Genomic DNA, 23,476 nt, shown 5'->3' on the forward strand with positions numbered 1-23,476 from the left:
AGGGACGTCCCGGAGATCAAAGAAATCCGGAAAGGAGGGTGGCGATGCCCAGGAAGGAGAAGAAGCCCATGACGTCGGTGACGGTGGTGAGGATGATGGACGACGCGGTGGCGGGGTCCTGCCCGACGCGCACCAGCACGATGGGCACCAGGGCGCCCGCCACGCCGGCGATGACCATCGACAGGATCATGGAGATGCCGATGACGCCGGTGAGTCCCGCCGACCGGCTCCATAAAAACACGCCGAGGCAGGTGGTGGCGCACACGCCGACGCCGTTCATGAACCCGGCTCGGCATTCCTTCCACACCACGCGAGGCCAGTGGCGGGTGGTGATCTCGCGGATGGCCAGGCCGCGCATGGTGACGGCCAGGGCCTGCGCGCCGGTGTTGCCGCTCTGGCCCGCCACCACCGGAAGCAATACGGCCAGCGCGGTGAAGCGCGCGATCATGTCCTCGAACAAACCGACCACCGCCGCCGCCAGGAATGCGGTAACGAGGTTGATCTGCAACCACGGCTGGCGTTTGCGTACGGCGAAGATGGCTTTTGACAGGGCGCGTTCGTCGCGACTCGCGCCCACCATCGCCTGCACGTCCGCCGTCGCATCCTGTTCCACCGCGCGCACCAGCGTGTCCTGCCAGATGACGCCGAGCAGTTCGCCATGCAGGCCGACCACCGGAATGCTCTGAAACCGGTGCTTGTCGAACAGCGCGACGATTTCCTCCTGGGGTGCGAGCGGTTCGACGAACACCGAGACCGGACCTTTGATCTCGTCCAGCAATTGTTCCGGCCGCGCCGACACCAGCGTTTGCAGGCTGACGCGTCCGGTCAGCCGCCGCGCCTCGTTCTGCACGAACAGCACCGACTTCACGCGGTATCCCGGCTGGCGCAGGCGCTTCAGGGTCTGCTCGACGGTGAGCGTGCCCGCGTACGGTTCGACGCGCGGGTCCATCATGTTTCCGGCAGTGTCCTCCGGGTATTGCATGAGCGCGGTGAGTTCTTTTTTGACAGCGGGAGAAACGAGATTCAGGTAGTCTTCCGCCTTTTGGGGGTCCACCTGGTGGAGGATGGCGACCATCGCCTTGGGATCGGTCGCGGCGACCACGTCCTTCACCCGTTCATCATCCAGAAAAGGCAGGATGGAAGCGGCCAGCGACGGCGACAGCTGTTCGACCACGGGAGTGAGCTGGACGGAAGCCATCCGGTTGAGCAGGACCGCCGCCGATTCCGGTTCCAGTTCTTCCAACCGGCGCGCGGCGGCACGCGGATGCCCCTGGAGGAACCGCCGGTTCAGGGCCTCGGCTACCGTGCTGGCATCACCGCTCATGGTCATCCTCCTTTACGGGAGCCGACCTGGGCGGTTCGAGAAACGGCAATGACACCATGCCACGCACCCAGGCGGTGGTGGCAAGCAGGAACAGGGGCACCAGGCTTTCGAACAGCGAGGCGTCCTCCACATTTGCCTGACCCGTGTCCAGCGCTTCCCGAACCTGCGCCGCCTTCAGCACGCCTTCCAGTTGATGATCGACATTGAGCACCGGAAGCGCGTGTGCGTGGTGCCATGCAGGGAAGGCACGCACCGTGGTGAGCGGAGCCTGCACCAGGACCGGTTCGATGCGCGGGTCGAGCAGTTCCGTCACCGGCCGGTCCGGTGGCTCCTGCAACAGCTTTGCAATCTCCACCGCGCCCACGTAGCTGCCGTTTCTCTGCATGACGAAAAAATACTGTCCTTCACTGGACTCCGCGCGGCGGAGCTGGTCGAGCGCTTCCTCTACCGTGGCGGAATCCGAAACGACGGGCAACGGTTCCGACATCCAGTGCCCCACCGAATCGGGGCGAAAAGTGATCTGACGGCTCAATGCCTTCTGTTTCTTTTTCGGCAACGCCTCAAGCAGGCGTTTTCGGGAATCCGCATCACTGAGACGCAGGGTGTGACTGGCGCGGTAGGAAGAAAGAAGTTCGATCCGTTCTGCGGCTTCCCGGGTCGTCCAGTGGCTCATGCACTGCACGAGGTACCACGGCAGGAGTTCCTCCATCACCGGCGCCGCGTCTTCCGGTTCCATCGACGCCAGGTAGGCGGCGGAATCTTTTGGCGGCATGGCTTCCAGCACGCGTGCGGCCTCGCCGGGAAAGGCGGACAGGTAATGCCGGGTGAATTCGATCGCGTCATTCATGTTCGTTTTGCCCGATCAACTGTTCCATGGGTTCCTGTTCAAACAAACTGGCCGGAAGAATCAATCGCCCCTCCTTGGTCGCCAGCACGACGGAGGTCGGTGTGAATTCAAGGATCACCCCTTCGCGTTTTCCCCAGCGCACGCGCTGGCCGATCTCGTACTGCTTGTGCACGAAATGCGCACCGATGAGGTTGCTGACGAAGGTGCGTCCACCCAAACCGAACGCCAGCGCCAGGCTGCCCAGAAACGACGCCGCGCCGATGGCAATGAGGGTGGACAGAAACGCCACCTCGATGCCGATCTGGTCGAGACCGATCACCAGTGCGGTGATCAGCGTCGCGCCCTGCGCCAGTGTTCCCAGCAGGCTTGCCTGCGGGATGCCCGCCGTGTCCGCGGTGGTGATGGTGAGGTCGCGCACCAGGACGCTCAACAACACACCGGCGATGAGGATGATGCCACCGGCGAGAAACGTGGGCAGGTAATTGACCACCTGGTTCAGCCACTGCGCCACCGCATGCAGGCCGAGGATGTCGGTTGCGAACTTGACGAAAAAAAGAATGACCGCCCAGAAAACGATTTTGCCGAACAGGTCGAGCGCCGGGTGCGTTACCTGAAGGTGAGGAGCGGTGCTCCGTTTGATGGGCGTGCGGCTGAGCACCCGGTCGAGCGCCACCACCGTCTTCACGCAACCGACCTGCGCCAGGCCCGCCACCATCCAGCCGACCGCAAGCAGGGCGGCCGCGCCAAACAGGTTCGGCAGGTAATCGATCAGGTTCTGAAGGGCGGGCAGGCTGGCCCTTTTGATCTCTTGAAACCAGGAGGAGAGGAAATCCATTCAGGTCACCTCATCGTGTTCCAGGTAATTGGAATTGGAGCCGGTTGGGAAAGCGTGAACCGGTAATCATGATCCCCCTTCCGGTTGCACGTTCTATTATTCTAACGCACTCAAAGAATAAAAACAGGCAAAAGAAAAATGAGGAAGCGGGGGGTGCTGCGTTTTCAGGAAACGGATTCGTTGGGAGCTTCGGACAGGTTGGTTGCAGCGGAGGCCGGTCGGACGGTTTTATCGGCCATTTGGGAGGAAGCCCCGCGGCGGCGTTTCCAGAACAGGAACCCGCTGACGAACAAAAGCGCGGGACTGAGACCGATGATCACCGTCAGCACGCGCCCGGCTCCTCCCCAGAAACGCCCGATGTGAAGCGGGTACTTGAGGTCGGAGGCCACCTGCCCGGACGAGGCCTGACGGAAGCTGTGCACCATCATCGCTTCTCCCGTTTCCGGATGCAGGGCGAGGTAGGTGGAACCGTTGGGGTGCGGATTTTCATCGAACCGCATGCGCAGGACAAACGGCGCGTCGGAAGTGCGCGGCGGACGCAGCCACGTGATGGTTGCCTCCGGCAGGATCGATTGCCCCCGTGCCATCAGTTGTTCCGCGGGCATGGGGTGGTTGACCGGGGCCGTGAGGTTCGGCGGCAGCGGCCGCATGGGTCCTCCCAACACCGACTCCAGCACAACGTTGGCGGCCTTGTGAAACACCATGCCCGCCCCGGTGGCGATACTGAACACGAGAAACCCCATCGACACGATGCCGATGAAGCGGTGAAGGCGGAACACCCGGCGCATTCCGGTTTCCTTCCACCCGATACGGAACGCGCCGGACCAGCGCCCGCCGCGCGGCCACCAGAGCACCAGCCCCGTGCCCAACAGCACCAGCGCCACCAGGCCGATGGCGCCCATCACCGTCTCACCGGTTTCCCCTGCGAGCAGGTGCACGTGGAGATCATGCAGGGTTCCCATCAACCCGTCATGATCTCCACGCAAACCGAGGAGGCGCGTGGTGTACGGGTTCACATACACTTTGCGAGTGCCGCCCGCGTCCTGAATCCAGACTTCCATCGCGTGATCCGGTTCGCGCGGCAGACGCACGTTAACCACCTGCGCGTTCGGGTGGGCCGCCCGCACTGCATCCAGGGACGCGTCGATGCGGTGCGGGCCGTTCTGCGGTTCCACCCGCCACAGATCGGGATTCAGCGCGTGGTCGATCTCCTTGTGGTACACGAGGAGACTGCCGCTCAGTCCCGAAACCACCAGCACCAGACCGGCGGTGAAAGCCAGCACCAGGTGCACACGCCGCATCCATTGACGCAGTCGCTGGGATGAGGGAGTCGAGGCTTTCATGATTTGATGTTCCCTGTAAAAATGCAACGTTTCATGACATCACCAGATCCCGTTTTTCCTGCAGGGCCGATCTGTCCCGGGACATGACTCCACTCTCCGGATGAACTCCGGTGAATCAATAATCGAGCTGCACACCCAGAATGAAGGACCGGCCCGGTGAGGGAAGTCGTCCTACCGGACTCACGTCGACGCCGCGGAAGTAATAATCCTCGTCAAACAGGTTGTTCACCGAAAGGCCGACGTTGAGGTTGTAGCCTTCCATTTCAAAATCCCGGCCGACCCGGGCGTTGACCAGCGTGTATTCGGGGAGTTCTCCCGCACTGCCGTTAGCCGTTTCCTGATCCGTGTTCGCGGCATCGCTGTAACTTTCGCTGACGTAGAGTGCCGTAAGCCCAAAATCCCACTGCTCGTGCCGGTAACCCCCGTTCAGGCTCACATGATGGTGCGGTGCATACGGCAACTCTTTGCCCTTGTTCGCGCCGGACCGTTGCTCGGTATCGAGGTAGGTGTACGACAAACTGAGACTGGCATTTTCCGTCACTTCCCAGTCCGAGGTCAACTCGATGCCGTGATGGAGGGTTTCGCCCAGGTTTTCGAACCGCGCAGTGCCGCTGTTGAACTGGATCTGGTCGCGGTAGTCGATGACAAACAAGGTGGCGGATGTTTGAAGATTTGGTAATACCTGAATCCGGCTTCCCAGTTCGTAGTTCCACGCCGTTTCATTGGCCACGTCGCCCGCGCGCGTGACCTGTGCCGTCTGCACCGGCACAAGCGAACGCTGGGCGTTGGCGAATACGAAGACGCGATCCGTCGCCTCATACCCTACGGTGATGCCCGGAAGCAGCCTGGACGCCTTGTTGGTGTCCATGACGCCGTTCAGGTTGTTGCGAAAATCCATGTACACGTTTTCGTAGCGCACGCCGGGCGTCACCGCAAGGCGGTCGTTCATGAACCGGATGGTGTCGCTGGCATACACAGCGAAGGCGTCCACATCAAATGCCCAGTCCCGCGCCACGGTGCGGGTGCCGGTGGCAAATTCCACGCGGTTCACATCGAAATCCACTCCCTCCCGCACGTAACGCGCACCGACGATGATGGTGTGGTTGTCGATGCGGCGGGTCAGGCGCGGCTCGATCCCCATAACGGAGAAAATGCGCGGCGAATCGGCTTTGTGGGTGGCCGGAATGGCGGGATCGAACACGTTGCCGCCGCCCAGGTTCTGGCCAAAGAAAAACGTGCGGTCCGCCTTGTGGTAAAAGTTGCGCCACTCGAATTCCGTATTCTTGTCCGGCGTGTAGGTCCAGGTGAGGGTGGCGCGAAACATGTCCGCATCGAAACTGTCATGCGGCCGTTGCGAGCTGGTGCGGTCCTGTTGGTACCGGCTCGGGCTCAACGAACCCGGCAGTTCCGCTTCCACATTGTAGTATTGGAACTGGAAGGCCAGTTGGTTCTGTTCATTGGGAAACAAGTCCGCATCGAAGATGAAATTGTGGACCTCGGTGTCGGAATGGTCTCGGAAACCCTGTCCCTGCAGGGTGTTGTATTGCAGTTGCAGTCCCAGCTTGTCGGTGGCGAATCCGCCAATGCGGAAATACGTGTCCGTCAGGATGTTGCCGGTTTCCTCGGAGATGGTGATGCGTTCGCCCAGGGTCTGCGAAAGTTCGTAGGGAATGGGACGGGTGATGAAATTGAGCACACCGCCGACGTTGTTGGGTCCGTAATGCACCGCCGCGCCGCCGCGCACCACGTCGATCGTTTCAATGCTCTGCATGGTGAGGGGAAACAAGGACAAACCGATGTTGCTGTAAGGACCGATGGCAACGGGGTACCCGTCTTGCAAAACCTGAATGCGCTGACTGCGAAGCGGGGTGAGACCGCGCACACCGATGTTCGGCAGAATGCCGACACCCGTTTCGTCGAGGATGGTGACGCCGGGCACGGTACGCAGGGTGTCTTCCAGATTCAATGTTCCCCGGCGCTGGATCTGTTCCTCGGTCACAACGCTGCGGGAACCGCTGTAGGTACGCACGCTTTCCGGCGTGGGCGGCCCCAGCCAGTCCCCCTCCACCTTCATCTCCGGGAGGGAACCTTTTTTGATTTTTTCCCCATGCTGCAGTGTCACCGTATTGGCATCCTTGAATTCAGCAGACAGTTCCGTCCCCGCCAACAAAATCTCCAACGCCTTCCGGGCCGTGTGCTCTCCCGACACCCCGGACGTCGAAACGCCTTTGACGTCCGCAGTCCTGAAGGCAACCTGCAAGCCGGACTGATCGAAGAACTGCGCCAACGCCGACCCCAAAGGTTGCGGCGGAATATCGAACGATTTCACATCTCCCGCCTGGGCCAGCTGCATTCCGCTCACATCCGAAACTGCAAACTTTTGAGAAAACGCCGAGTGGAAGGGTTCGCCTGCATACGCATCATCCACACCAAACGAATGCAAAGCAGGCAGGACCGCTACCAACGCGACGGCAAGGCCTGTTCCAAAAATGTTCCCTGTATTCTCCAGACCCTTGCCCGGTAAGGCGCGGCGCCGCTTTATGCCGATGAATGCCATTGCATTCCTCCTCTTTCCAGTTCATGCACGGCATCCTTCCGCCAAAGGCAGGGTTCCCATCGAATGCCTGTTGAAAATTTTCCTTAATTCAGGAAGTTCAACATAAAGACGGGTGGGAACCCGGTTTGCCCAACTTGCGATTACAAAAAAATTTTTCGCCCCCCGCATTGCAGAATGACAACAGCTAACGAAGGACAAGAAGATAATCCGTGATGTGCGTGGCGCGAAGCCCCTGGGTGGAAGCGAGAGCCCGAATGGCGCTTTGCGCCTGGTCCACATGGAACAGGCCGCTGACGGGTTGCTGTGCGGCGTGTTCGCGAAGGATCAACACGCGCCCGGGGAAATAGGCATCCAGCTTTTCAATGGCGTCGGCAAACGGCATTTCATCGATCACAATCCTGCCTCGTGTCCACGGCAACACGGCATGCACATTCACATTTCGAACCGTCTGCGAGGGTGACCCCGATATGTATTCGACGGCTTGCCCGGCGGTCAGGTGCACCGCCCGCGGATTTTCCGCAACCGGCAGGGAGGATTGCGAGGGCGGGACCACCGCGACCTCGCCGCTCAGGACCGTCACTTCCAGACTTTCTTTCGAATGCGAAACGCCAAAACGCGTTCCCAATACTTCCACCACGCCCTGGCGGGTGGTGACGCGGAACGGTCGCGATGCGTCCCGGCGGACATCAAACAGCGCCTCGCCTTCCAGCAATTCGATGTGGCGCACGCCATTCTCGTAATGCACGTTCATGGCGGTGGCGGTATTGAGGTGCGCCGTCGACCCGTCCGGCAACTCCACCCGACGCAGCTCACCTTCCGCCGTGCGGTGATCCGCCAACCAGAGGAAGCCGAACTGCGCCCACAACACAAACAAACAGAAACAGGCGGCGGCCCAGCGAAACACGGCGAACGGATTTTTCGAGCGGGGGGACGAGAGGAGCGGGTCCACATCATTGGCAGGCCCCACCGCAGGCGCGGAGGAAACCGGTACAGGCGACCCCGGCATGTCTGCGGCAAACGCCCCCCTCAGTGCTTCCAGCTCCTGCCACAGACGCCGTTCCCGGCGGAAGGCGTCCCGGTGCCTCGCATCCGCGTGCAACCATTTTTTAAAACGGCGGGCTTCCGACGGGGTCATTTCTCCCGAAGCCAGGCGCACCACCCACTGCCGCGCTTCCTGTGGAGATTCATCCGGTAGAGCTTTGCCTTTATCCGATACCATGTTTGCGCACACAAAAAGTATGAGCCGGAGTCACATACCTTCACCGGCGTTGATGATTTCAAAAACCTTCTGTAAATAAGACGAATGAACCCATGTGTTGTCATACCCCCCTTGTGCGTTTTTTAAGTACTTCCAGCCGATCCCGGGTGGCGGCCAGGTGATCGAGCACCTTTCGGATGTGTTTTTCGACGGTGGTGACCGACACCCCCACCTCTTCCGCAATGGCGCGCTGGGGCTTGCCCTCGAACCGGTTCAGGTAAAAAATCCGGCGGCTGAGCGGCGGCAGGTCCTGAACCGCTTTCTCGTACAGCTTCAATTCCCAGCGGGCCAGGACCACCCTTTCCGGGGTCACCTGGTTTTCAGTCCGGGTCAGAACGTCGCGGCACTCCCGAAGCAGCTCCGCCCGGCGGGCTTCAACACGGATGTGATCGGTGGCCAGGTTGGAAGCGATGCGGAACAGGTAGGCCCTGCAGTTTTCGATGCGGGTGGGGTTTTGAATTTTCAGGAGGCGAAGGTACAACTCCTGCACCATGTCGCGTGCCGCAAAGCCGCACTTCAGACGTTGGGATAAAAACCGGGTCAGGTCTCCCTGGTATTCATAGTAGGCCTCGAGCAAGGCCGAACGATCCATTTGTCCCGATTGCAATCCCATGCGATCCGATTCTGTCCCCGGTACCAACCCAGGCCGGGCGGGGCAAAAGAAGAATCCTCGGTTGGAGCCACCCTCCTCCATACGCAAGGATTCAGCAGTCACTTCTTGAAAATAATAATGGATTTCATTTTCAATATAAACCGGGGAAAGTCAACCCTAATCCCCAAATATCGGCTTGCCGGATTCCCACCCCGTCAGCCAACTTTTGTAATGTTTTAAAAGTTAACTATTTAGGCCTGTGGTGAAGGAATGAGCCCAAGGTATAATAATGACTTTCATTTTCATTAGTTTTTAAGTAGTATTATGAGAACGAATTTCAAAAATATTTTCATTTTGACGTCAGGGTCCCGGCCCTCTCATTCGTCTTACTTTATATGTATAGAGGAGCGTCTTGCCCTGTGTTTCGCGGGTGGATGCAGAGGGGAAGCATTCAAAAATATTCCCTGTTCCGATAAAAGGATTCCGCGTAATCACCGGATGCACATCGGGAGGCCGGCTTGTTCTCGCGCTCCGGCTTTTCAATGATTCTCGAGTAGAAAGTGACAGGAGGTTGAATGGATCCCGCACAAACCAAAGCCGCAGTGGAGGGCACCACTCCAATACTGGAGTTGATCGGCAAGGGTGGGGTCCTCATGATTCCCATCATCCTCTGTTCCGTGATCGCGCTGGCGCTGATCATCGAGCGGCTGATCTTTTTCTACTCCAACCAGCAAAGTCCGGAAAAGATGCAGAAGGTTTTCAAGACATTGTTTCTTGAAGGCAACAACATCTTTGCCCGCTCGCACGAACAGCCGCCCGGTCCTGCCGGACGCCTTCTGCAGGTGGCGCGGAACTGCTTTCATTATCCCAAGTGGAAATTCGAGGAAGCGCTGACACTGGCCGGGCAGGAAGAACTGAGTCGAATGAGCAAAAACCTGCGCGCGCTGGAAGTCATCGCCGCAATCGCTCCCCTGCTGGGCCTGCTGGGTACCGTAGTCGGCATGATTCAGGCATTCGGCAAGGTCGCCCAGCACAAGAACCAGATCGACCCCAGCATTCTGGCCGGAGGTATCTGGGAAGCGTTGATGACAACGGCCGCGGGCCTCGCCGTCGCCATTCCGGTGATGGTGATGCTTCATTACTTCGACCGCCGAATGGAGACCATGTCGTTCCTGCTGGAGAAGTTCGGCCTGCACCTGGTGCATCAGTGGGACGACACCAAGGAAAAAGCGCGGGCCAAAAGCGCCAACATTGAAAAAGAACCCGGCGAACGGCGCATGGCCAATGCACCGGGGAAATGAGTCTGCGAGAAGATAATCATGGTCAGCCTTAAAGTCCAACCCCGAAAGAATAAAGGGCTCGATATCGCGCCGCTGGTCGATATCGTTTTTCTTCTCCTGATCTTTTTCATGCTGACGTCCACCTTCATCCGGCAGGAGGGCATGGACATCGAGCTGCCCAGGGCGGAGTCCAGTGAGTCCTTCGACATGAAGTCGATCAAGATTCAGGTGCAGGAGGACGGGGCCTTGATGGCGGGCGACAAAAAAGTTGAGTTTGAAGAACTCCGCTCGATTATTGGATCGGCGGTGGAGAAGGATTCGTCGGTGCCCATCATCATCGAGGCCGACAAGAAAACCGATTTCGACATGTTCGCGAAGATCCTCGATCTGGCGCGACTGCTGGGAGCCAGCAACATCGTGATTGCAACCGATCCACTGGAGTCCACTTCATCATGAACGCAGAAGTCCTGGAGACCCGATACCCCGCACACCTGCCCGTAACCGCATCGGTGGTGGTTCACCTCCTGCTGGCGTGGATGATCTGGCAACAGGACATCACTTTCAAACTCGAACCGAAACCGGAGCCGAAAGTGAAGGTGCACGTCGCGCCCAAACCGCCGCCCCCTCCCCCGCCTCCGGCGCAGACCCAGCCCGATGCGGTGAAACCCGTCGCCCAGAAGGCGGTGACGCCTCCGCAGAAGACCGTGCCCAAAAAGCCGGTGACTCCGCCGACGCCGCAACCGATGAAAGCGGTTCAGACCCAGCAGGTGAAAGCCAAGGTGCCGCCGCCTCCGGCGAGCATGCAACCCATTCAACAGGAAGTCGCCACGCACAAACCGCAGACGCCGACGTTCGCACGGGCGGTACGACACACCCCGATTGAGGCCACGTTCAAGACCCCGGTGTCCACGGTGCCGGTTCAATCCAGGATGACACCGACCACCGCCGTGTTGAAAACACCGGTCAGGACGGACATTCCGCCGAAAGCACAGACGGTGAAGGCGCAGGCCCCGGTGAAAGTGGATGAAATGATTGAAGATGCGGCGGAACCCATCCAGACCGCCAGCCTCAACATGCCGGCTTTGCAAAAAACCGGACCGGTTGAAAAAGTCAAGTTCAGCGGCAACGGACCGGATTTGAAGAAGGCTCTGGACGAGTTCAACAGCGCCATCTGGGGGCAGATCCTGCAGGCCAAGTATTATCCCAAGATGGCACGCATCCGCCGCCTGGAAGGACAGCCTGTGGTAAAATTCACTATAGAAAAGGATGGTTCCCTGAGTCACATCGCCATCAACAATTCATCCAATCATGAAATACTGGACAGTGCGGCGCTCAAAACCATCCGCAACGCGGCCCCGTTCCCGACCATTCCGGAAATCCTGAACGAAGAACGGATGGTCCTGGAAATTCCCATTTCATTTATCCTGAACCAATAAAACCATGAAAAGATCGATCCATTTCCCCGCTCTGGCAGCTTTCATCCTCATCACCACTCCCGCATGGGCGGAAGTGCACGAGATCGACTCCGATTTCGACGGCAAGGTGGACCAGTGGCAACACCTGTCGAAAAACGGCAAGCCGGAAAAGGTGGAGTTTGACAAAAGCGGCGACGGCAAACCGGACCAGGTGGAATACTACGATAAGAACGGAGCCCGCATCCGGGTCGAGTTCGACCGCAACCACGATGGCAAAATGGATCAGTTCCAGCACTACTCCGCTTCGGGCGCGATTGAAAAAATGGAACTGGACTCCAATTACTCAGGCAAGATCGATTGGACGGAATTTTACAACGGCCAGGGCAAGCTGAACAAAGCCGTTCGCGATGAGAACGGCGACGGCAAACCGGACCAGTGGCAGTTCTTCAATGCTTCGGAAAAACTGGAGCGCATTGAATACGACACCAATGCAGACGGCCAGGTGGACCGCTGGGATCTTCTGAACGGTTCCGGAAAAATTCATGAATCTTCATTCGACACCAACGGCAACGGCAAGCCCGACCAGTGGCAGTTCTTCAACAGCTCCGAGGTGATGGAGAAGGTGGGATTCGACACCAACGGCAACGGCAAGGCCGACCAGTGGCAGATTTACGGGCCGGACGCCAGGGTGGTCCGCGTGGAGATCGACCGCAACCACGACGGCAAACCCGACCAGGTGATCAACAAGTAGCCGCTTTCTTCCTTTACGCTGCCGGACCCGTTTTCCTCAGGCTTCGGTACCACGGGTTCCCCCTTCCCCTCACCCCCCTGCTTCACATTAGAGACGCAGGCCTCGATTTATCGATTAAAATATCAAGGTGCCTGTTCCCTGAAATCCAGTTACTGAATTGGTATGTTCCTCAAATTTGAAACTGCATTCAAACGAAACCGGGTTTACCGGGATGTGCGGGTTTTGTTTTATCCCGTCGCCCTGGTGGGGCTGTGGTTCATGGCCATCGCCGTATTCAATCCGGAAGGCACCCGCGGCGACGCGGTGACCATTTTCCTGATGGGCCTGGGAGTGCCGCTGTTTCTCGGATACATACTGCGCTGGCTGCTGCATGGTTCCATCACCCTGGATGATAAACGCGGTGTGCTTGAATTTTCCGAAAGCTGGAATTTGAACCGGCCCCAGTGGAGCGTGCGCCGGGACGAGATTGACCGGGTGGGTATGAAATATTACAGCCCCGGGGCGGGAAACCATCTTACCAGCAACGGAGGGTACCGTCTGGAGCTGGGTGTGCGTCGGGGCGGCCGCTTCGAAAACAGGATCCTCGATCTGTTTTTTCCCGATTACAGGGACTGCGAAAAAGCCGCAAAGTGGATCGGACGGTTTGCCGGGCGGCCCGCCTATGACGATGAAAACAACCTCGTCTACGAGCCGGATACCTGACAGACCCGGCCCGCCCTGCTTTCGGTCAAATCAGGCCGGCTGCAAAGGCCCGCGAAAAACCGTGTTCTCACTGAAACATTTCCCTTCCCGCCACCTTCACCCGCAACGGTTCCTTTAAATTTTTATTCTTGTGATAACTGCGGATCATTTGCACGCTTTCCTGCGTCATGGCGTGACCCGCACTGGCAATCCGGAAGTCTTCTTCATCGACAAGGTCCTGCAGCAAAATCATGCCCGCATGCAGATCCTTGACGGCAACAGATTTTTCTTTTTCGGACGGCATTTCCTTTTCGATTCTTGCGAGAGTCTGGATCAGTTCCGGCGAATAGATGTGCGGTTCGCCGGCCAGGACGGAGATCACTTCAGACGGCCTCTCTCCCTTGAACACCTTCATGTCGAAAGCAATCGCCACCTTCAGGATTTGTCCGCCCAGCTGGACCGGATCCAGGAGGTCCGGCGGCCCTTCGTGCAACTGCGGGTTGAACGGATCCAGCTGATGCAGCACCATGCCCGCCACCTCGTCCAGGCCGGGGATCCCCCGTATCAGGTCCGCCCCCACCGCAGGATGGGACTGGAACAGGGCCTGTTCGCTTTTTGAAATGATTTCTTCCTTGAATACTTTTTTCAGCAAATGAATGGGCAGGGCAACACAGCCGATATTGGAAAGCAGCGCCGCCGTTTCAAACCGCCAGATATTCTCCAGTTGCATGTACTCCGCCATCCTGCGCACCAGCTTTTTGATGCGGCAGGCCTGGTTGAAAGCCAAAGGGTTGGTCATCGAGAGGGTCTGGGCCATCAATTGAATGGAACCCAGCAGGGTTTGCGACAATAGACTTTCCAGGCGACTGGAGGTCTCCTGCAACCTCAGGTGCGTTTCCACCCGGGCGCGGATGATCACCGACTGTATGGGTTTCTGGATGTAGTCCACCCCTCCCATCTCCAGGGCCCGCACTTCATCCATCTCGTCCTTGGACCCGGTAATGAAAATGACGGGAATCATTTTATGCGGCAGCTGATCCTTCAATTGCTGGCACACCTGGTATCCGTCCATACCGGGCATTTTGATGTCCAGCAATATAAGGTCCGGAGGGGTTCTTGAAAAAACGATATCCAATGCCTTCGGCCCGTTTGTGGAAACCTTGACCACATACTCGTTCTTCAGGATTTCCACAAGCGCATCGATGATTTCAGGTGAATCGTCCACGACGAGGATCTGCTTTTTCGCTATCATTTGAGACCATCCTTCATCCATCATTTAAAATTGCTAAATTGAAACCACTGTGTTCCTTCCATTTTTTTTGGCTTCATACAGGTTCTGGTCCGCCCGGTGTAGAAATTGTTCCATGGTTTCCTTCCCATCGAACTGCACCACACCGAAACTCATGGTGAGTTTGATTTCCCGGTCCTCCATGCAAATGGTTTCCGCCTCGATTTTACTGCGCATGCGGTCTGCGACATGAGTCGCCCCCTCCAGATCGGTTTCCGGCAGCAAAACCAGAAACTCCTCCCCGCCCCAACGCGCGGCGGTATCGTGACTCCGGAGGTTGATGGAAATGATGCTGGAAACTTTTTTCAAAGCCTCGTCCCCGGTCAAATGACCGTGGTCATCATTCACCTTCTTGAAATGATCGATGTCCGCCACAATACAGGAAACCGGTTTGCCGTTTCTCATGGAACGCTTCCTTTCGATCTCCAGTTTTTCCTTCATGTCCCGGCGGTTGGACAACCCCGTCAGCTGGTCTCGCCTCGCCAGCTCGTCGAGAATCTGGTTGGCCCGCTTCAACTCCTTGATCATTTGTTTGTTCTTTTTGAGGAGGCACCTCATCTGGACATGAGTGCGGACCCGCGCCCTGGCAATTTTGGGGTTGAAGGGTTTCTGGATGAAGTCCACCGCTCCCAGGTCCAGGGCCTGCACCTCATCCATTTCGCCGTCCCGGGCCGTGATGAAGATCACGGGAATATCGCGGGTGGCGTCCTGGCTTTTCAGTTTGCGGCAGACTTCAAACCCGTCCATCCCCGGCATCATGACATCGAGGAGAATCAGGTCCGGCGGCTCATTGGCATTGGCAATCTCCAACGCCTTGTGCCCGTCCAGCGCCACCTTGATCCGGTATTCCGGCTCAAGGATGCCGGTCAACACATCAATGTTTTCCGGACGATCGTCCACCACCAGCACCCAGGCTTCATTCAGCAAACGGTCCAACGTCGCCCTCCTGGCATTGTTTGTTTTTTTCCGAAATAATTTCATCCAAAACCTCGATCGCCTCATCGAACTGGTACAACCGGATGGATTTGGTCAGCTTCATCCACAGGTCATTCAGGGTGGAGCCTTCCAGATACCCTCTCAGCGCATTCACCCGTACGGTGGCCCGGCTGTCACTTTCTTCCAGCAAGGCCCGGAGGTTTTTCATAAGCCTGTCCACCTGCGCATCACACATGGTCAGCGAAAAAGCCGGGGCAGGAGGTTCGGGCTCACTGATTTTTTTCCATTCCAGCAGCAGGCTCATGAAGTCGTTCACGGATTCCACCAGAATATGCGTGTGAATTTCCTGCTCCTGGCGATTTCCATTATTCAGTGTGTTTTCCAGGATTTCCGCCTGTTCGTAAAGTAAACTGGCCCCCACATTCCCGGCCACTCCCTTGAGGGTATGCACCAATAATTGCAGATTTTCATAATCCCCCTGGTTGAAGGCGGAGAGGATTTTTTCTCCATCCCCGGAGTGATTGTCATAGAATCCGGACAGAATTTTGCCGTACTTGGCTCGGTTGCCTCCGATGCGCATCACGCCATCGTCCACATCCAGCCCCATAATCGAGGGCAAGGACATTTCGGGAGATTCGGTCGTTTCCGACTGGGGAGACGCGGTCTCCTGTTGGCGGGTATCCGGTTCACCGGCCGGCACTGCGGGTGCCGCTTTTTCCCCGGTCGAGGACGTCACCCACCGGCTCAACGTCTTGTACATGACTTCCGGATCGATGGGTTTGGTCACATGGTCGTTCATGCCCACTGCCGCCGTGCGTTCGCGGTCCCCCGCCATCGCGTTCGCCGTCAGCGCAATCACCGGCAGGCTCTCGAATTGTTTGTCCAGGCGGATCTGCCGTACCGCCTCGAACCCGTCCATCACCGGCATCTGCACGTCCATGAGCACCACGTCGAACTCCTCGGATGACAGCCGGTCGACCGCCTCCTTCCCGTTGCCCACAAGGGTGACCTCGAAACCGACATTCTTCAACAACTCCTCCACCACCTCCTGGTTGATTTCGTTGTCTTCCGCCACCAGCACCCGGCGGCCCTGGAACGAGGTGGAATCGAATACGCTTTGCGGCGGTGCCGCAGCGCTTCGCAACATGCGGGATTCCTTGTCGTCAAAGAGGTCGGTGACCAGGTCGAACAACTGCGAAAGGCGAACGGGTTTCACCAGCACCCCGTCGAGCGATTTCCCTTTGATTGGGACCTGGTTCAGGTAATCCAGATCCGGAACCACCAGCACCACCCGGGAATTTCCGGAATGGGTGCTCAACAGTTTCAGCCGCTCGGAAGTCTCCTCCCAGTGAAGTTTGGTGAATTCCAGGTCGACAAAAACAAGGTCATATGCCTTATCCGCCGACAACCCCACAATATTTTCTTCCGCTGCATCCATAGATTCCCGGTGCTCCGCGAAAAATCCCAACGACTGCAACATCCCGGTCAGCACTTTGGACAGCACCGGATTGCTTTCAATCACCAGGGCGTGCCTTTCGGGACCCTCCATTTTGACTTTCACTTTTTCCAGTTCGTTGGGCTCGCACTGGAACGGCAGGGTTACAAAAAAAGTGCTGCCTTTGCCCGCTTCGCTTTCAATACAGATGCTTCCAAGCATCAGTTCCACCAGTTGCAGGGTGATGGCGAGACCCAGCCCCGTCCCTCCGTATTGCCGGGTCGTGGAGGCGTCCGCCTGGCTGAAGGCACCGAACACGCTCTCCACCTGTTCCGGGGTCATGCCGATTCCCGTATCCTGAACCGTAATCTTGAGGGTGACCTGGTTGGGCTTGTCCGGTTCTCCCGGCTCCACATCGGTATAAACCGCAACCGTGCCCTTGCGGGTGAACTTGATGGCGTTGCTGACCAGGTTGGTCAACACCTGCCCCAGACGCATCGGATCGCCGATCAGGCTTTGCGGAACCTTGGGTGAAGAGAAAAACACCAGTTCCGTTTCCCGTTTCTCCGCGGCCTGCGCCTGCTCGTAGGCCACGGTTTCCAGAACTTCCAGAAGGTCAAACCGGACGGCTTCCATCTCCATCTTGCCCGCTTCCACCTTGGAGAAATCCAGGATGTCGTTGATGATGCCGAGCAGGTTCTTGCCGGATCTTTCAATTTTCTCCAGATAATCCTTTTGCTTGGGAGACATTTCATTTTGCAGGGCCAGGTGGGCCAGCCCCAGGATGGTGTTCATGGGGGTGCGGATTTCGTGGCTCATGTTGGCCAGAAAGCGGCTCTTGGTCTCGTTGGCGGCGACCGCCTGGCGTTCCGCCTGCCTCAATTCCTCTTCCGCGGTTTTGCGCACGGTGATGTCCCGGCAGATGCCGACAAACCGGCGCTCGCCGTCGATCACCATTTCATTGATCAGCAACTCGACCGGGAAAACGGTTCCGTCCCTGTGACGGCCGAACTCCTCGCGCAACTCCCCGAGTATGGTCGGTTGCAGGGTGTTCCTGTACCTCGCGATGGCCTCATCGTGGCTTGCCTGGTGGGGTTCCGGCATCAGCATGCTGACGTTCTTCCCGATCACTTCCGAAGGCTCGTATCCAAAGGTGGCCTGCGCGGCGGGATTGAACACCTCGATGGCCCCTCTCTCATCGATCACGATCAGGGGATCCAGCATGGTTTCCACAATGGCTTCAATTTTTTCCTGCTTTAAATCGCATTCGCTGTGCAAGGCCTCGATTTCCTTGTACAACTTCGATTGCTGTGCAAACAGGTCGTTCTTGACGAGGATGTTTTTTCTCAATTCGAGCTGGGAGACCACCTGGCGGGCCAGCAGCGCCAGGCACCTTCTCTGCTCTTCAGTAAGATGATGCGGTTTCTGGTCGATGGCGCACAGGGTGCCGATCCGATGACCGGTGGGGGTCTGCAGGGGGGCGCCGGCGTAGAAAATGACCCTGGGTTCCCCGGTGACGATGGGGTTGTCCGCAAACCGTTCGTCCTCCAGGCTGTTGGGAATTTCAAACACCTCTTCCTGCAGAATGGCGTGACCACAAAATGAAACGTTGCGCGGCGTTTCCCGGGCGTTCAACCCGTAATGCGACTTGAACCATTGCCTGCTTTCATCAATCAGCGAAATCAGGGCAATGGGCACATCGCAGATTTTGGATACCAGTTCGGTCAACTCATCGAACTGCTCCTCCGGGTCGGTATCCAGCACGTGGTAATCGAACAACGCCTGAAGGCGATCCGCCTCATTTTCCGGTATTTCCGGTTCCAGCATGAGCGACCCTTTCTTAATGATTCCGTCCGGTATTTCTTAATTTGTTAACGGCCCGCGCCGACCGGGATCACCGCGATGCCACCCCGGCCTTCTGGCACTGCCGCTTTCTTTGCCAGGTGATTTTCTGCAAAAGCTGCAACGCTTCATCAAACTGGTACACTTCGATGCATTCCTTGAGACGTTTCCAATCGTCGTGCAGGGGGGACCCTTCCAGGTAGCCCCGGAGCGCGGCGACTCGGACCGTGGCCCGGCTGTCGCTTTCTTCCAAGAGGGACTGGAGGTTTTGCAACAGGATTCCCGCCTGCTCATCGCACATGGAGTTTCGTGAAGACAGCGGAATCAACGGTTCGCGAACCGGCTTGTCCATTCCTTTCCATTCGCCGAGCGGGTCCATGACCTGTTCCAGGGAATTCAGGAACTCCTGCAACTGGTTTTCATGGTCCTTCCCATTGCCCGCCCTCAATGCCTGCTCCAGCATTTCCGCCTGCTCGAACAATGCATCGGCGCCCACGTTGCCCGCCACACCCTTGAGGGTGTGCACCGCTATGCGCAAACCCTGCGTGTCGTTTTTTTCGAACGCGGACCGAATCTTCTCCCCGTCTCCCGCATGGTTCTCATAAAAGCCGGTGAGGATTTTCCGGTACCGATCCCGGTTGCCTCCCATCCGTTTCAAACCGATTTCCACGTTGAGGCCCGGAATGTCGGGGAAACCGTTGCCGGAAGTCTCGACACCGTCTTTGCGCAATTTCTCCACCGGAGGTTCGGCGGTTTTATCTTTCACCGGGGGAGGCTCCGCAGGCTTTTCGGATTCAACGCGGGCGGGGCTTTCTATCCACCGGCTCAACGTTTTGTACATGGCTTCCGGATCGATGGGCTTGGTCACATGGTCGTTCATGCCCGCCTCCGCCGTGCGTTCCCGGTCCCCCGCCATCGCGTTCGCCGTCAGCGCAACCACCGGCAGGCTCTCGAATTTTTTGTTCAGGCGGATCTGCCGTGCCGCTTCAAACCCGTCCATCACCGGCATCTGCAGGTCCATGAGCACCACGTCGAACTCTTCGGATGACAGCCGGTCGACCGCCGCTTTTCCGTCGCCCACCAGGGTGACCTCGAAACCGACCTTCTGCAACAGCTCCTCCACCACCTCCTGGTTGATTTCGTTGTCTTCCGCCACCAGCACCCTGCGGCCCTGGAACGAGGTGGAATCGAATACGCTTTGCGGCTTGCGGGAAGCCCTTCGCATCATGTGGGTGTCCTTGCCGTGGAAAAGGTTGGTGACCAGGTCGAACAACTGCGAGAGGCGAACGGGCTTCACCAGCAACCCGTCGATCGATTCCCCCTCCACCGTCACCAGGTGCAGGAATTCCTCCTGCGGAGCGATGAGGACCACTTTCAGACGTCCGGATTGCGGGTTGATGGTTTTCAGCCGCTCGCAAGTCTCGTTCCAGCCTGACTGCACCAGGCCCAGGTCCAGAAGAACCAGATGGTAAGGATTCGCCGATCCGGCCTTTTTCAATATCCGTTCGCCGCTTTCCAAATTCGAAGCGTAATCGGTGTCAAAGGAAACGGACCTCAACATCCCTTCCAGCATTTTGGCGGAAACCGGATTGCTCTCGATCACGAGGGCCCGGTTCTGAATTCCACCGGATTGGCTTCTGGCTCTTTCCAGTACTTCCTGCTCGCACTCGAAGGGCAGGACCACGGTGAACGTCGTACCTCGGCCCGGTTCACTTTCCAGATGGATGCGTCCGCGCATCAGTTCCACCAGCTGCCGGGTGATGGCCAGCCCCAGCCCGGTGCCCCCGAACTTCCGGGTGGTGGACGCGTCCGCCTGCGTGAACGCCCCGAACACCCCCTGCACCTGGTCCTCGGTCATGCCGATGCCCGTATCCTGGACCGTAATCTTCAATTCCACCCGGTTCTTACTGTTATTGGGACTCTCCACCAAATCCGCATACACCGCCACGGTGCCCTTGCTGGTGAATTTGATTGCGTTGCTGATGAGGTTGGTCAGCACCTGGCTGACCCGCAGGGGGTCTCCGATCAACCGGTTGGGAACCACGGGGGAGCAGAAAAATACCAGTTCGGTCGCGCACTCCTCCGCAAAATAGGTCTGCTGCTGGGAAATCTGTTCCAGGGTTTCATGAATATCGAAAGGAATCATCTCCAGGTCCAGCTTGCCCGCTTCCACCTTGGAGAAATCCAGGATGTCGTTGATGATGCCGAGCAGGTTCTGGCCGGACTTTTCGATTTTTTCCAGGTAGTCCTTCAATTTTGGAGGCACCTCGTTTTGCAGGGCCAGGTGGGCCAGCCCCAGGATGGCGTTCATGGGGGTGCGGATTTCGTGGCTCATGTTGGCCAGGAAACGGCTCTTGGCTTCGTTGGCGGAAACCGCATCCGTCTGGGCCTGCAACAGCTCCTCTTCTATGGCCTTGCGTGCGGTGATGTCCGTGTGCGTTCCCACCGCGCGTGTGGGATAGCCCTGCTCATCCCGCTCGACGGTTTTTCCCCGGGTCAGAATCCAGCGGTAACTCCCGTCCTTGTGGAGCATCCGCACTTCGTATTCGAAATTATCGTCGGACTGTTCCAGATGTTTTTTGATCAGCTCCCCGTAACATTCCAGGTCCTCCGGATGAATACGGTCGTAAAAGGTGGCGTTCGTATAGGGCAGTTCATCGGGCTCGTATCCCAGCATGGCCAGCCACTGCGGGCTGAAATAACAATATCCCGTCGTCCAGTCATCGTCCCAGATGCCGTCCTGCGAGGCATCCAGGACCAGCGAAAAACGCTCCTCGCTTTTGCGGAGGTCTTCCGCGGCTTTCATGCGGCGGGTGATGTCCCGGATCACCTTGAACACCACCCGGCCTTCCTGCGTGGAGACGAGGCCTTCCATCACCTCGATCGGAAACTGCGTGCCGTCCTTCTTTATGTGGTGCCGCAACGCCACTTCGGTGAGCCTCCCTTCCCGCAATTGGCGGAAGGTGCTCACCGTCCCTTCCGGATCGGCGGACAAGTCGTCCACTCTCAATTTCAGCAACTCGTCCCGGGTGTAGCCGTACAATTTTTCAGCCGCCGGGTTGACGTCCCGGATCTGCCTGGTTTCGGCATCGCAAATCAGGATGGTGTCCGATTCAGCCAGGAACAGCTGGCGGTATTTTCCCGCCTCGTCCCTCGCCCGGGTTTCATTTTCCTGAAGCTCGGCCTGCCGCAATTCAGTTTCGGCCTGCCGCCGTTTCAAGACCAGTGTCACGACCACCGCAAAAAACAACACGAACAGGAGAACGACAAAGATCCTCTCCAGGGTCCGGGAAGACCGGTAGGCCTCGTCCACGTCCATTTCGGTGGTGATCCCGATATTGTATTCAGGCAGCCAGGTCCAGGCTCCCACCACCGGGACGCCGCGGTAATCCCGGTAACCTTCCACGTCCAGTCCGGTTTCCCCTTTCAGGGCGCTCTGGACCATGCGGGTGAAGGGCTGCTTGTCGCGTGGAACCGAAGGACGGTGCCCTTTCAGGATGTTTCCACCGGGGTTGCGGATCTGCACTTTCATGGTGGACTGGTTCGGAAGGTGCTGGGTCATCCCGATCCGTTTGAGGTGACCGAGGAACCGGCTTCCGCCGATCATGTACCCTTCGGAATTGAACGCGTAGGCCTCCCCCGATTCGCCAAAGAAAGACACTTCCAGCGATTTGCCGAAAGCCCTCGCCGGACGCAGGCGGAAGCCCAGCACGGCGATGGTCTCCCCGTGTTCATTGAATACCGGGGAAGCGGCGAAAATGGTGGGCTGGTTTTCGCGGTCCACCCCGTCCAGGTCCGGAAGCATCACTTCGCCCCAGAAGGGGGAGGAAAACACCACCTCGCCCCGCAACACCTCCTTGACGAACTGCTTGTCCTTCAACAGGGACTGGCCGACCGGTTCATCCAGCAGGGCCGCCATGGTGAGCCCGGAAGGGTGAATGACCACGAACCCGACGTGGTCCTGGTTCTTGTGGAACGGGCCCAAAAACCTCCGCAAATCGTTCATTTCCCTGGAAGCCATCAATTCCTTCTTCGTGCGCAATCCGTTTGAAACCTTTTCGGCGAGGGACTGGATGTTCTTCTGGATGCGCGGGTCCCGGCTCCAGTATTTCACCATCTGCATTTCGCGCTGGACCAGCGAACGGATGGATTCCACGTTGATTTTCAGATTGGTGGTGAGCAGGTTGGCGATGTTGCTTTTGTTTTCGCGGTCCACCAGCTGGAAACCGCCCCAGCCAATGACGATCATGAAAAAACAGAACACGATCGGCAAAACCGTGATGGAAGAATATTCCTCGAGTAACAGCGCCATGGTGAGAATGAAAAACGTCATCAACACCACGGACAACGCCAGGTTGTCCTTGTCGATGACCACGGTCAAAGCGTGGCCCAGCTCCGGGGCCGGGATAAACACCGATGCGGACATGCCGGTGTAGTGCATGCCCGCCACGGCCAGTCCCATAATCAGGGAGGCCACCACCTTGCAAGGACATCCCTTAAAGGGACCGCCTTCCCGGATTTTCAGAACGATGTACAGGGCGGCCATGGAGGCGGTGACGGCAATCAGGATGGAAAGGAGAAAGGGAACCAGCTTGTAATGCTGGGTGGCTTCCAGGGTCATGGCGTGCATGCCGGAGTAATGCATGACGCAGATTCCGGCACCCATGATGAGTCCGCCCAGAACCACTTTCTGGACCATGCGTTCCATTTTGACCACCATGTAAATACCAATACCGGAGGCCACGATGGCGGCAATCAGGGAAAGGGCGGTGATCCACGGGTCGTAAGAGACCGGGATGGGAAGGTTGTATGCCAGCATGCCGATAAAGTGCATCGACCAGATGCCACCACCCATGCAAACGGCACTGCTGATGACCAGAAAGTTTTTAAAAGAAACTTCTTCTTTCTTGATGCGGTTCATCACATCAAGCGCGGTGTAGGACGCAAATACCGCAATCAGGTAGGATAACGCAACAAGCCCATAAGAAAATGAGCCTTGAAGGGGCGAGGTTTCCTGGGTGATGGCTGGGAAAATCATTCTCCAAGTCCTTCCAAAGAGGCCCTTCGTGATCTTCTGTGACAATAAAAATGA

At 57.8% G+C, this 23,476-nt stretch carries 16 protein-coding genes; 5 read left to right on the forward strand and 11 right to left on the reverse strand.

Translation table 11 applies throughout. The annotated features are described in order from the left end of the window. Nucleotides 1-16: 16 nt before the first annotated feature. The 7 genes from mgtE to ACTRW9_RS10165 form a co-directional block, all read right to left on the reverse strand. Complete coding sequence (mgtE, locus tag ACTRW9_RS10135) at nt 17-1,324, reverse strand: magnesium transporter (RefSeq protein ID WP_442429237.1); 1,308 nt, start codon at nt 1,322-1,324, stop codon at nt 17-19. Further along, nucleotides 1,314-2,171 (reverse strand): magnesium transporter MgtE N-terminal domain-containing protein, encoded by an 858-nt coding sequence (locus tag ACTRW9_RS10140; RefSeq protein WP_442429238.1) that lies wholly within the window; start codon nt 2,169-2,171, stop codon nt 1,314-1,316. The genes mgtE and ACTRW9_RS10140 overlap by 11 nt, the downstream gene beginning before the upstream one ends. Then, nucleotides 2,164-3,006, reverse strand: a complete 843-nt coding sequence (locus ACTRW9_RS10145) for a mechanosensitive ion channel family protein (protein ID WP_442426122.1) — start codon at nt 3,004-3,006, stop codon at nt 2,164-2,166. Before ACTRW9_RS10145 ends, ACTRW9_RS10140 begins: the two co-directional genes overlap by 8 nt. Before the next feature lie 164 nt (nt 3,007-3,170). Then, a complete protein-coding gene (locus ACTRW9_RS10150; protein ID WP_442429239.1) occupies nt 3,171-4,349 on the reverse strand; it encodes a PepSY-associated TM helix domain-containing protein in 1,179 nt (392 codons plus the stop codon). Nucleotides 4,350-4,464: 115 nt separating this feature from the next. Next, the gene (locus ACTRW9_RS10155; protein ID WP_442429240.1) at nt 4,465-6,906 is read right to left on the reverse strand and encodes a TonB-dependent siderophore receptor; all 2,442 of its coding nucleotides are present in this window, start codon (nt 6,904-6,906) and stop codon (nt 4,465-4,467) included. A 184-nt stretch (nt 6,907-7,090) separates the two neighbouring features. Continuing rightward, nucleotides 7,091-8,125 (reverse strand): FecR family protein, encoded by a 1,035-nt coding sequence (locus ACTRW9_RS10160; protein WP_442429241.1) that lies wholly within the window; start codon nt 8,123-8,125, stop codon nt 7,091-7,093. 100 nt (nt 8,126-8,225) lie between these two features. After that, nucleotides 8,226-8,777, reverse strand: coding sequence for an RNA polymerase sigma factor (locus tag ACTRW9_RS10165; protein WP_442429242.1), 552 nt, complete (start codon nt 8,775-8,777; stop codon nt 8,226-8,228). 554 nt (nt 8,778-9,331) lie between these two features. Between ACTRW9_RS10165 and ACTRW9_RS10170 the strand changes: the two genes are divergently transcribed. The 5 genes from ACTRW9_RS10170 to ACTRW9_RS10190 all read left to right on the forward strand — a co-directional run bounded on the left by ACTRW9_RS10170 (nt 9,332) and on the right by ACTRW9_RS10190 (nt 12,904). Next, complete coding sequence (locus ACTRW9_RS10170; protein WP_442429243.1) at nt 9,332-10,057, forward strand: MotA/TolQ/ExbB proton channel family protein; 726 nt, start codon at nt 9,332-9,334, stop codon at nt 10,055-10,057. A gap of 18 nt (nt 10,058-10,075) precedes the next feature. Further along, nucleotides 10,076-10,492 (forward strand): ExbD/TolR family protein, encoded by a 417-nt coding sequence (locus ACTRW9_RS10175; RefSeq protein ID WP_442426128.1) that lies wholly within the window; start codon nt 10,076-10,078, stop codon nt 10,490-10,492. Next, nucleotides 10,489-11,472 carry an energy transducer TonB gene (locus ACTRW9_RS10180; RefSeq protein WP_442429244.1) on the forward strand — a complete coding sequence of 328 codons (984 nt, stop codon included), beginning with the start codon at nt 10,489-10,491 and terminating at the stop codon, nt 11,470-11,472. Before ACTRW9_RS10175 ends, ACTRW9_RS10180 begins: the two co-directional genes overlap by 4 nt. A 4-nt stretch (nt 11,473-11,476) precedes the next feature. Further along, the gene (locus ACTRW9_RS10185; RefSeq protein WP_442429245.1) at nt 11,477-12,202 is read left to right on the forward strand and encodes a hypothetical protein; all 726 of its coding nucleotides are present in this window, start codon (nt 11,477-11,479) and stop codon (nt 12,200-12,202) included. A gap of 162 nt (nt 12,203-12,364) precedes the next feature. Then, nucleotides 12,365-12,904 (forward strand): hypothetical protein, encoded by a 540-nt coding sequence (locus ACTRW9_RS10190; RefSeq protein WP_442429246.1) that lies wholly within the window; start codon nt 12,365-12,367, stop codon nt 12,902-12,904. A 67-nt stretch (nt 12,905-12,971) separates the two neighbouring features. Here ACTRW9_RS10190 and ACTRW9_RS10195 read toward each other — a convergent pair whose 3' ends face one another. The 4 genes from ACTRW9_RS10195 to ACTRW9_RS10210 all read right to left on the reverse strand — a co-directional run bounded on the left by ACTRW9_RS10195 (nt 12,972) and on the right by ACTRW9_RS10210 (nt 23,422). Beyond that, the gene (locus tag ACTRW9_RS10195) at nt 12,972-14,135 is read right to left on the reverse strand and encodes a response regulator (protein ID WP_442429247.1); all 1,164 of its coding nucleotides are present in this window, start codon (nt 14,133-14,135) and stop codon (nt 12,972-12,974) included. A 33-nt stretch (nt 14,136-14,168) separates the two neighbouring features. Then, nucleotides 14,169-15,107 carry a diguanylate cyclase gene (locus tag ACTRW9_RS10200; RefSeq protein ID WP_442429248.1) on the reverse strand — a complete coding sequence of 313 codons (939 nt, stop codon included), beginning with the start codon at nt 15,105-15,107 and terminating at the stop codon, nt 14,169-14,171. Beyond that, entirely contained in the window at nt 15,088-18,369 is a 3,282-nt protein-coding gene (locus ACTRW9_RS10205; RefSeq protein ID WP_442429249.1) for a response regulator, read from the reverse strand. Before ACTRW9_RS10205 ends, ACTRW9_RS10200 begins: the two co-directional genes overlap by 20 nt. A 67-nt stretch (nt 18,370-18,436) precedes the next feature. Next, entirely contained in the window at nt 18,437-23,422 is a 4,986-nt protein-coding gene (locus ACTRW9_RS10210; protein WP_442429250.1) for an MHYT domain-containing protein, read from the reverse strand. Nucleotides 23,423-23,476 lie beyond the last annotated feature (54 nt).

The sequence above is a fragment of the Nitrospina sp. 32_T5 genome, assembly GCF_052156635.1.
Classification (GTDB): domain Bacteria; phylum Nitrospinota; class Nitrospinia; order Nitrospinales; family Nitrospinaceae; genus Nitrospina.

Bases quoted from the DNA above. Each gene is read 5' to 3' on its own strand.
- ACTRW9_RS10145 (WP_442426122.1), bottom strand. From the start codon at position 3,006: ATGGATTTCCTCTCCTCCTGGTTTCAAGAGATCAAAAGGGCCAGCCTG.
- ACTRW9_RS10205 (WP_442429249.1), bottom strand. From the start codon at position 18,369: ATGCTGGAACCGGAAATACCGGAAAATGAGGCGGATCGCCTTCAGGCG.
- ACTRW9_RS10165 (WP_442429242.1), bottom strand. From the start codon at position 8,777: ATGGGATTGCAATCGGGACAAATGGATCGTTCGGCCTTGCTCGAGGCC.
- ACTRW9_RS10210 (WP_442429250.1), bottom strand. From the start codon at position 23,422: ATGATTTTCCCAGCCATCACCCAGGAAACCTCGCCCCTTCAAGGCTCA.
- ACTRW9_RS10175 (WP_442426128.1), top strand. From the start codon at position 10,076: ATGGTCAGCCTTAAAGTCCAACCCCGAAAGAATAAAGGGCTCGATATC.
- ACTRW9_RS10140 (WP_442429238.1), bottom strand. From the start codon at position 2,171: ATGAATGACGCGATCGAATTCACCCGGCATTACCTGTCCGCCTTTCCC.
- ACTRW9_RS10170 (WP_442429243.1), top strand. From the start codon at position 9,332: ATGGATCCCGCACAAACCAAAGCCGCAGTGGAGGGCACCACTCCAATA.
- ACTRW9_RS10155 (WP_442429240.1), bottom strand. From the start codon at position 6,906: ATGGCATTCATCGGCATAAAGCGGCGCCGCGCCTTACCGGGCAAGGGT.
- ACTRW9_RS10160 (WP_442429241.1), bottom strand. From the start codon at position 8,125: ATGGTATCGGATAAAGGCAAAGCTCTACCGGATGAATCTCCACAGGAA.
- ACTRW9_RS10180 (WP_442429244.1), top strand. From the start codon at position 10,489: ATGAACGCAGAAGTCCTGGAGACCCGATACCCCGCACACCTGCCCGTA.
- ACTRW9_RS10190 (WP_442429246.1), top strand. From the start codon at position 12,365: ATGTTCCTCAAATTTGAAACTGCATTCAAACGAAACCGGGTTTACCGG.
- mgtE (WP_442429237.1), bottom strand. From the start codon at position 1,324: ATGAGCGGTGATGCCAGCACGGTAGCCGAGGCCCTGAACCGGCGGTTC.
- ACTRW9_RS10150 (WP_442429239.1), bottom strand. From the start codon at position 4,349: ATGAAAGCCTCGACTCCCTCATCCCAGCGACTGCGTCAATGGATGCGG.
- ACTRW9_RS10185 (WP_442429245.1), top strand. From the start codon at position 11,477: ATGAAAAGATCGATCCATTTCCCCGCTCTGGCAGCTTTCATCCTCATC.
- ACTRW9_RS10195 (WP_442429247.1), bottom strand. From the start codon at position 14,135: ATGATAGCGAAAAAGCAGATCCTCGTCGTGGACGATTCACCTGAAATC.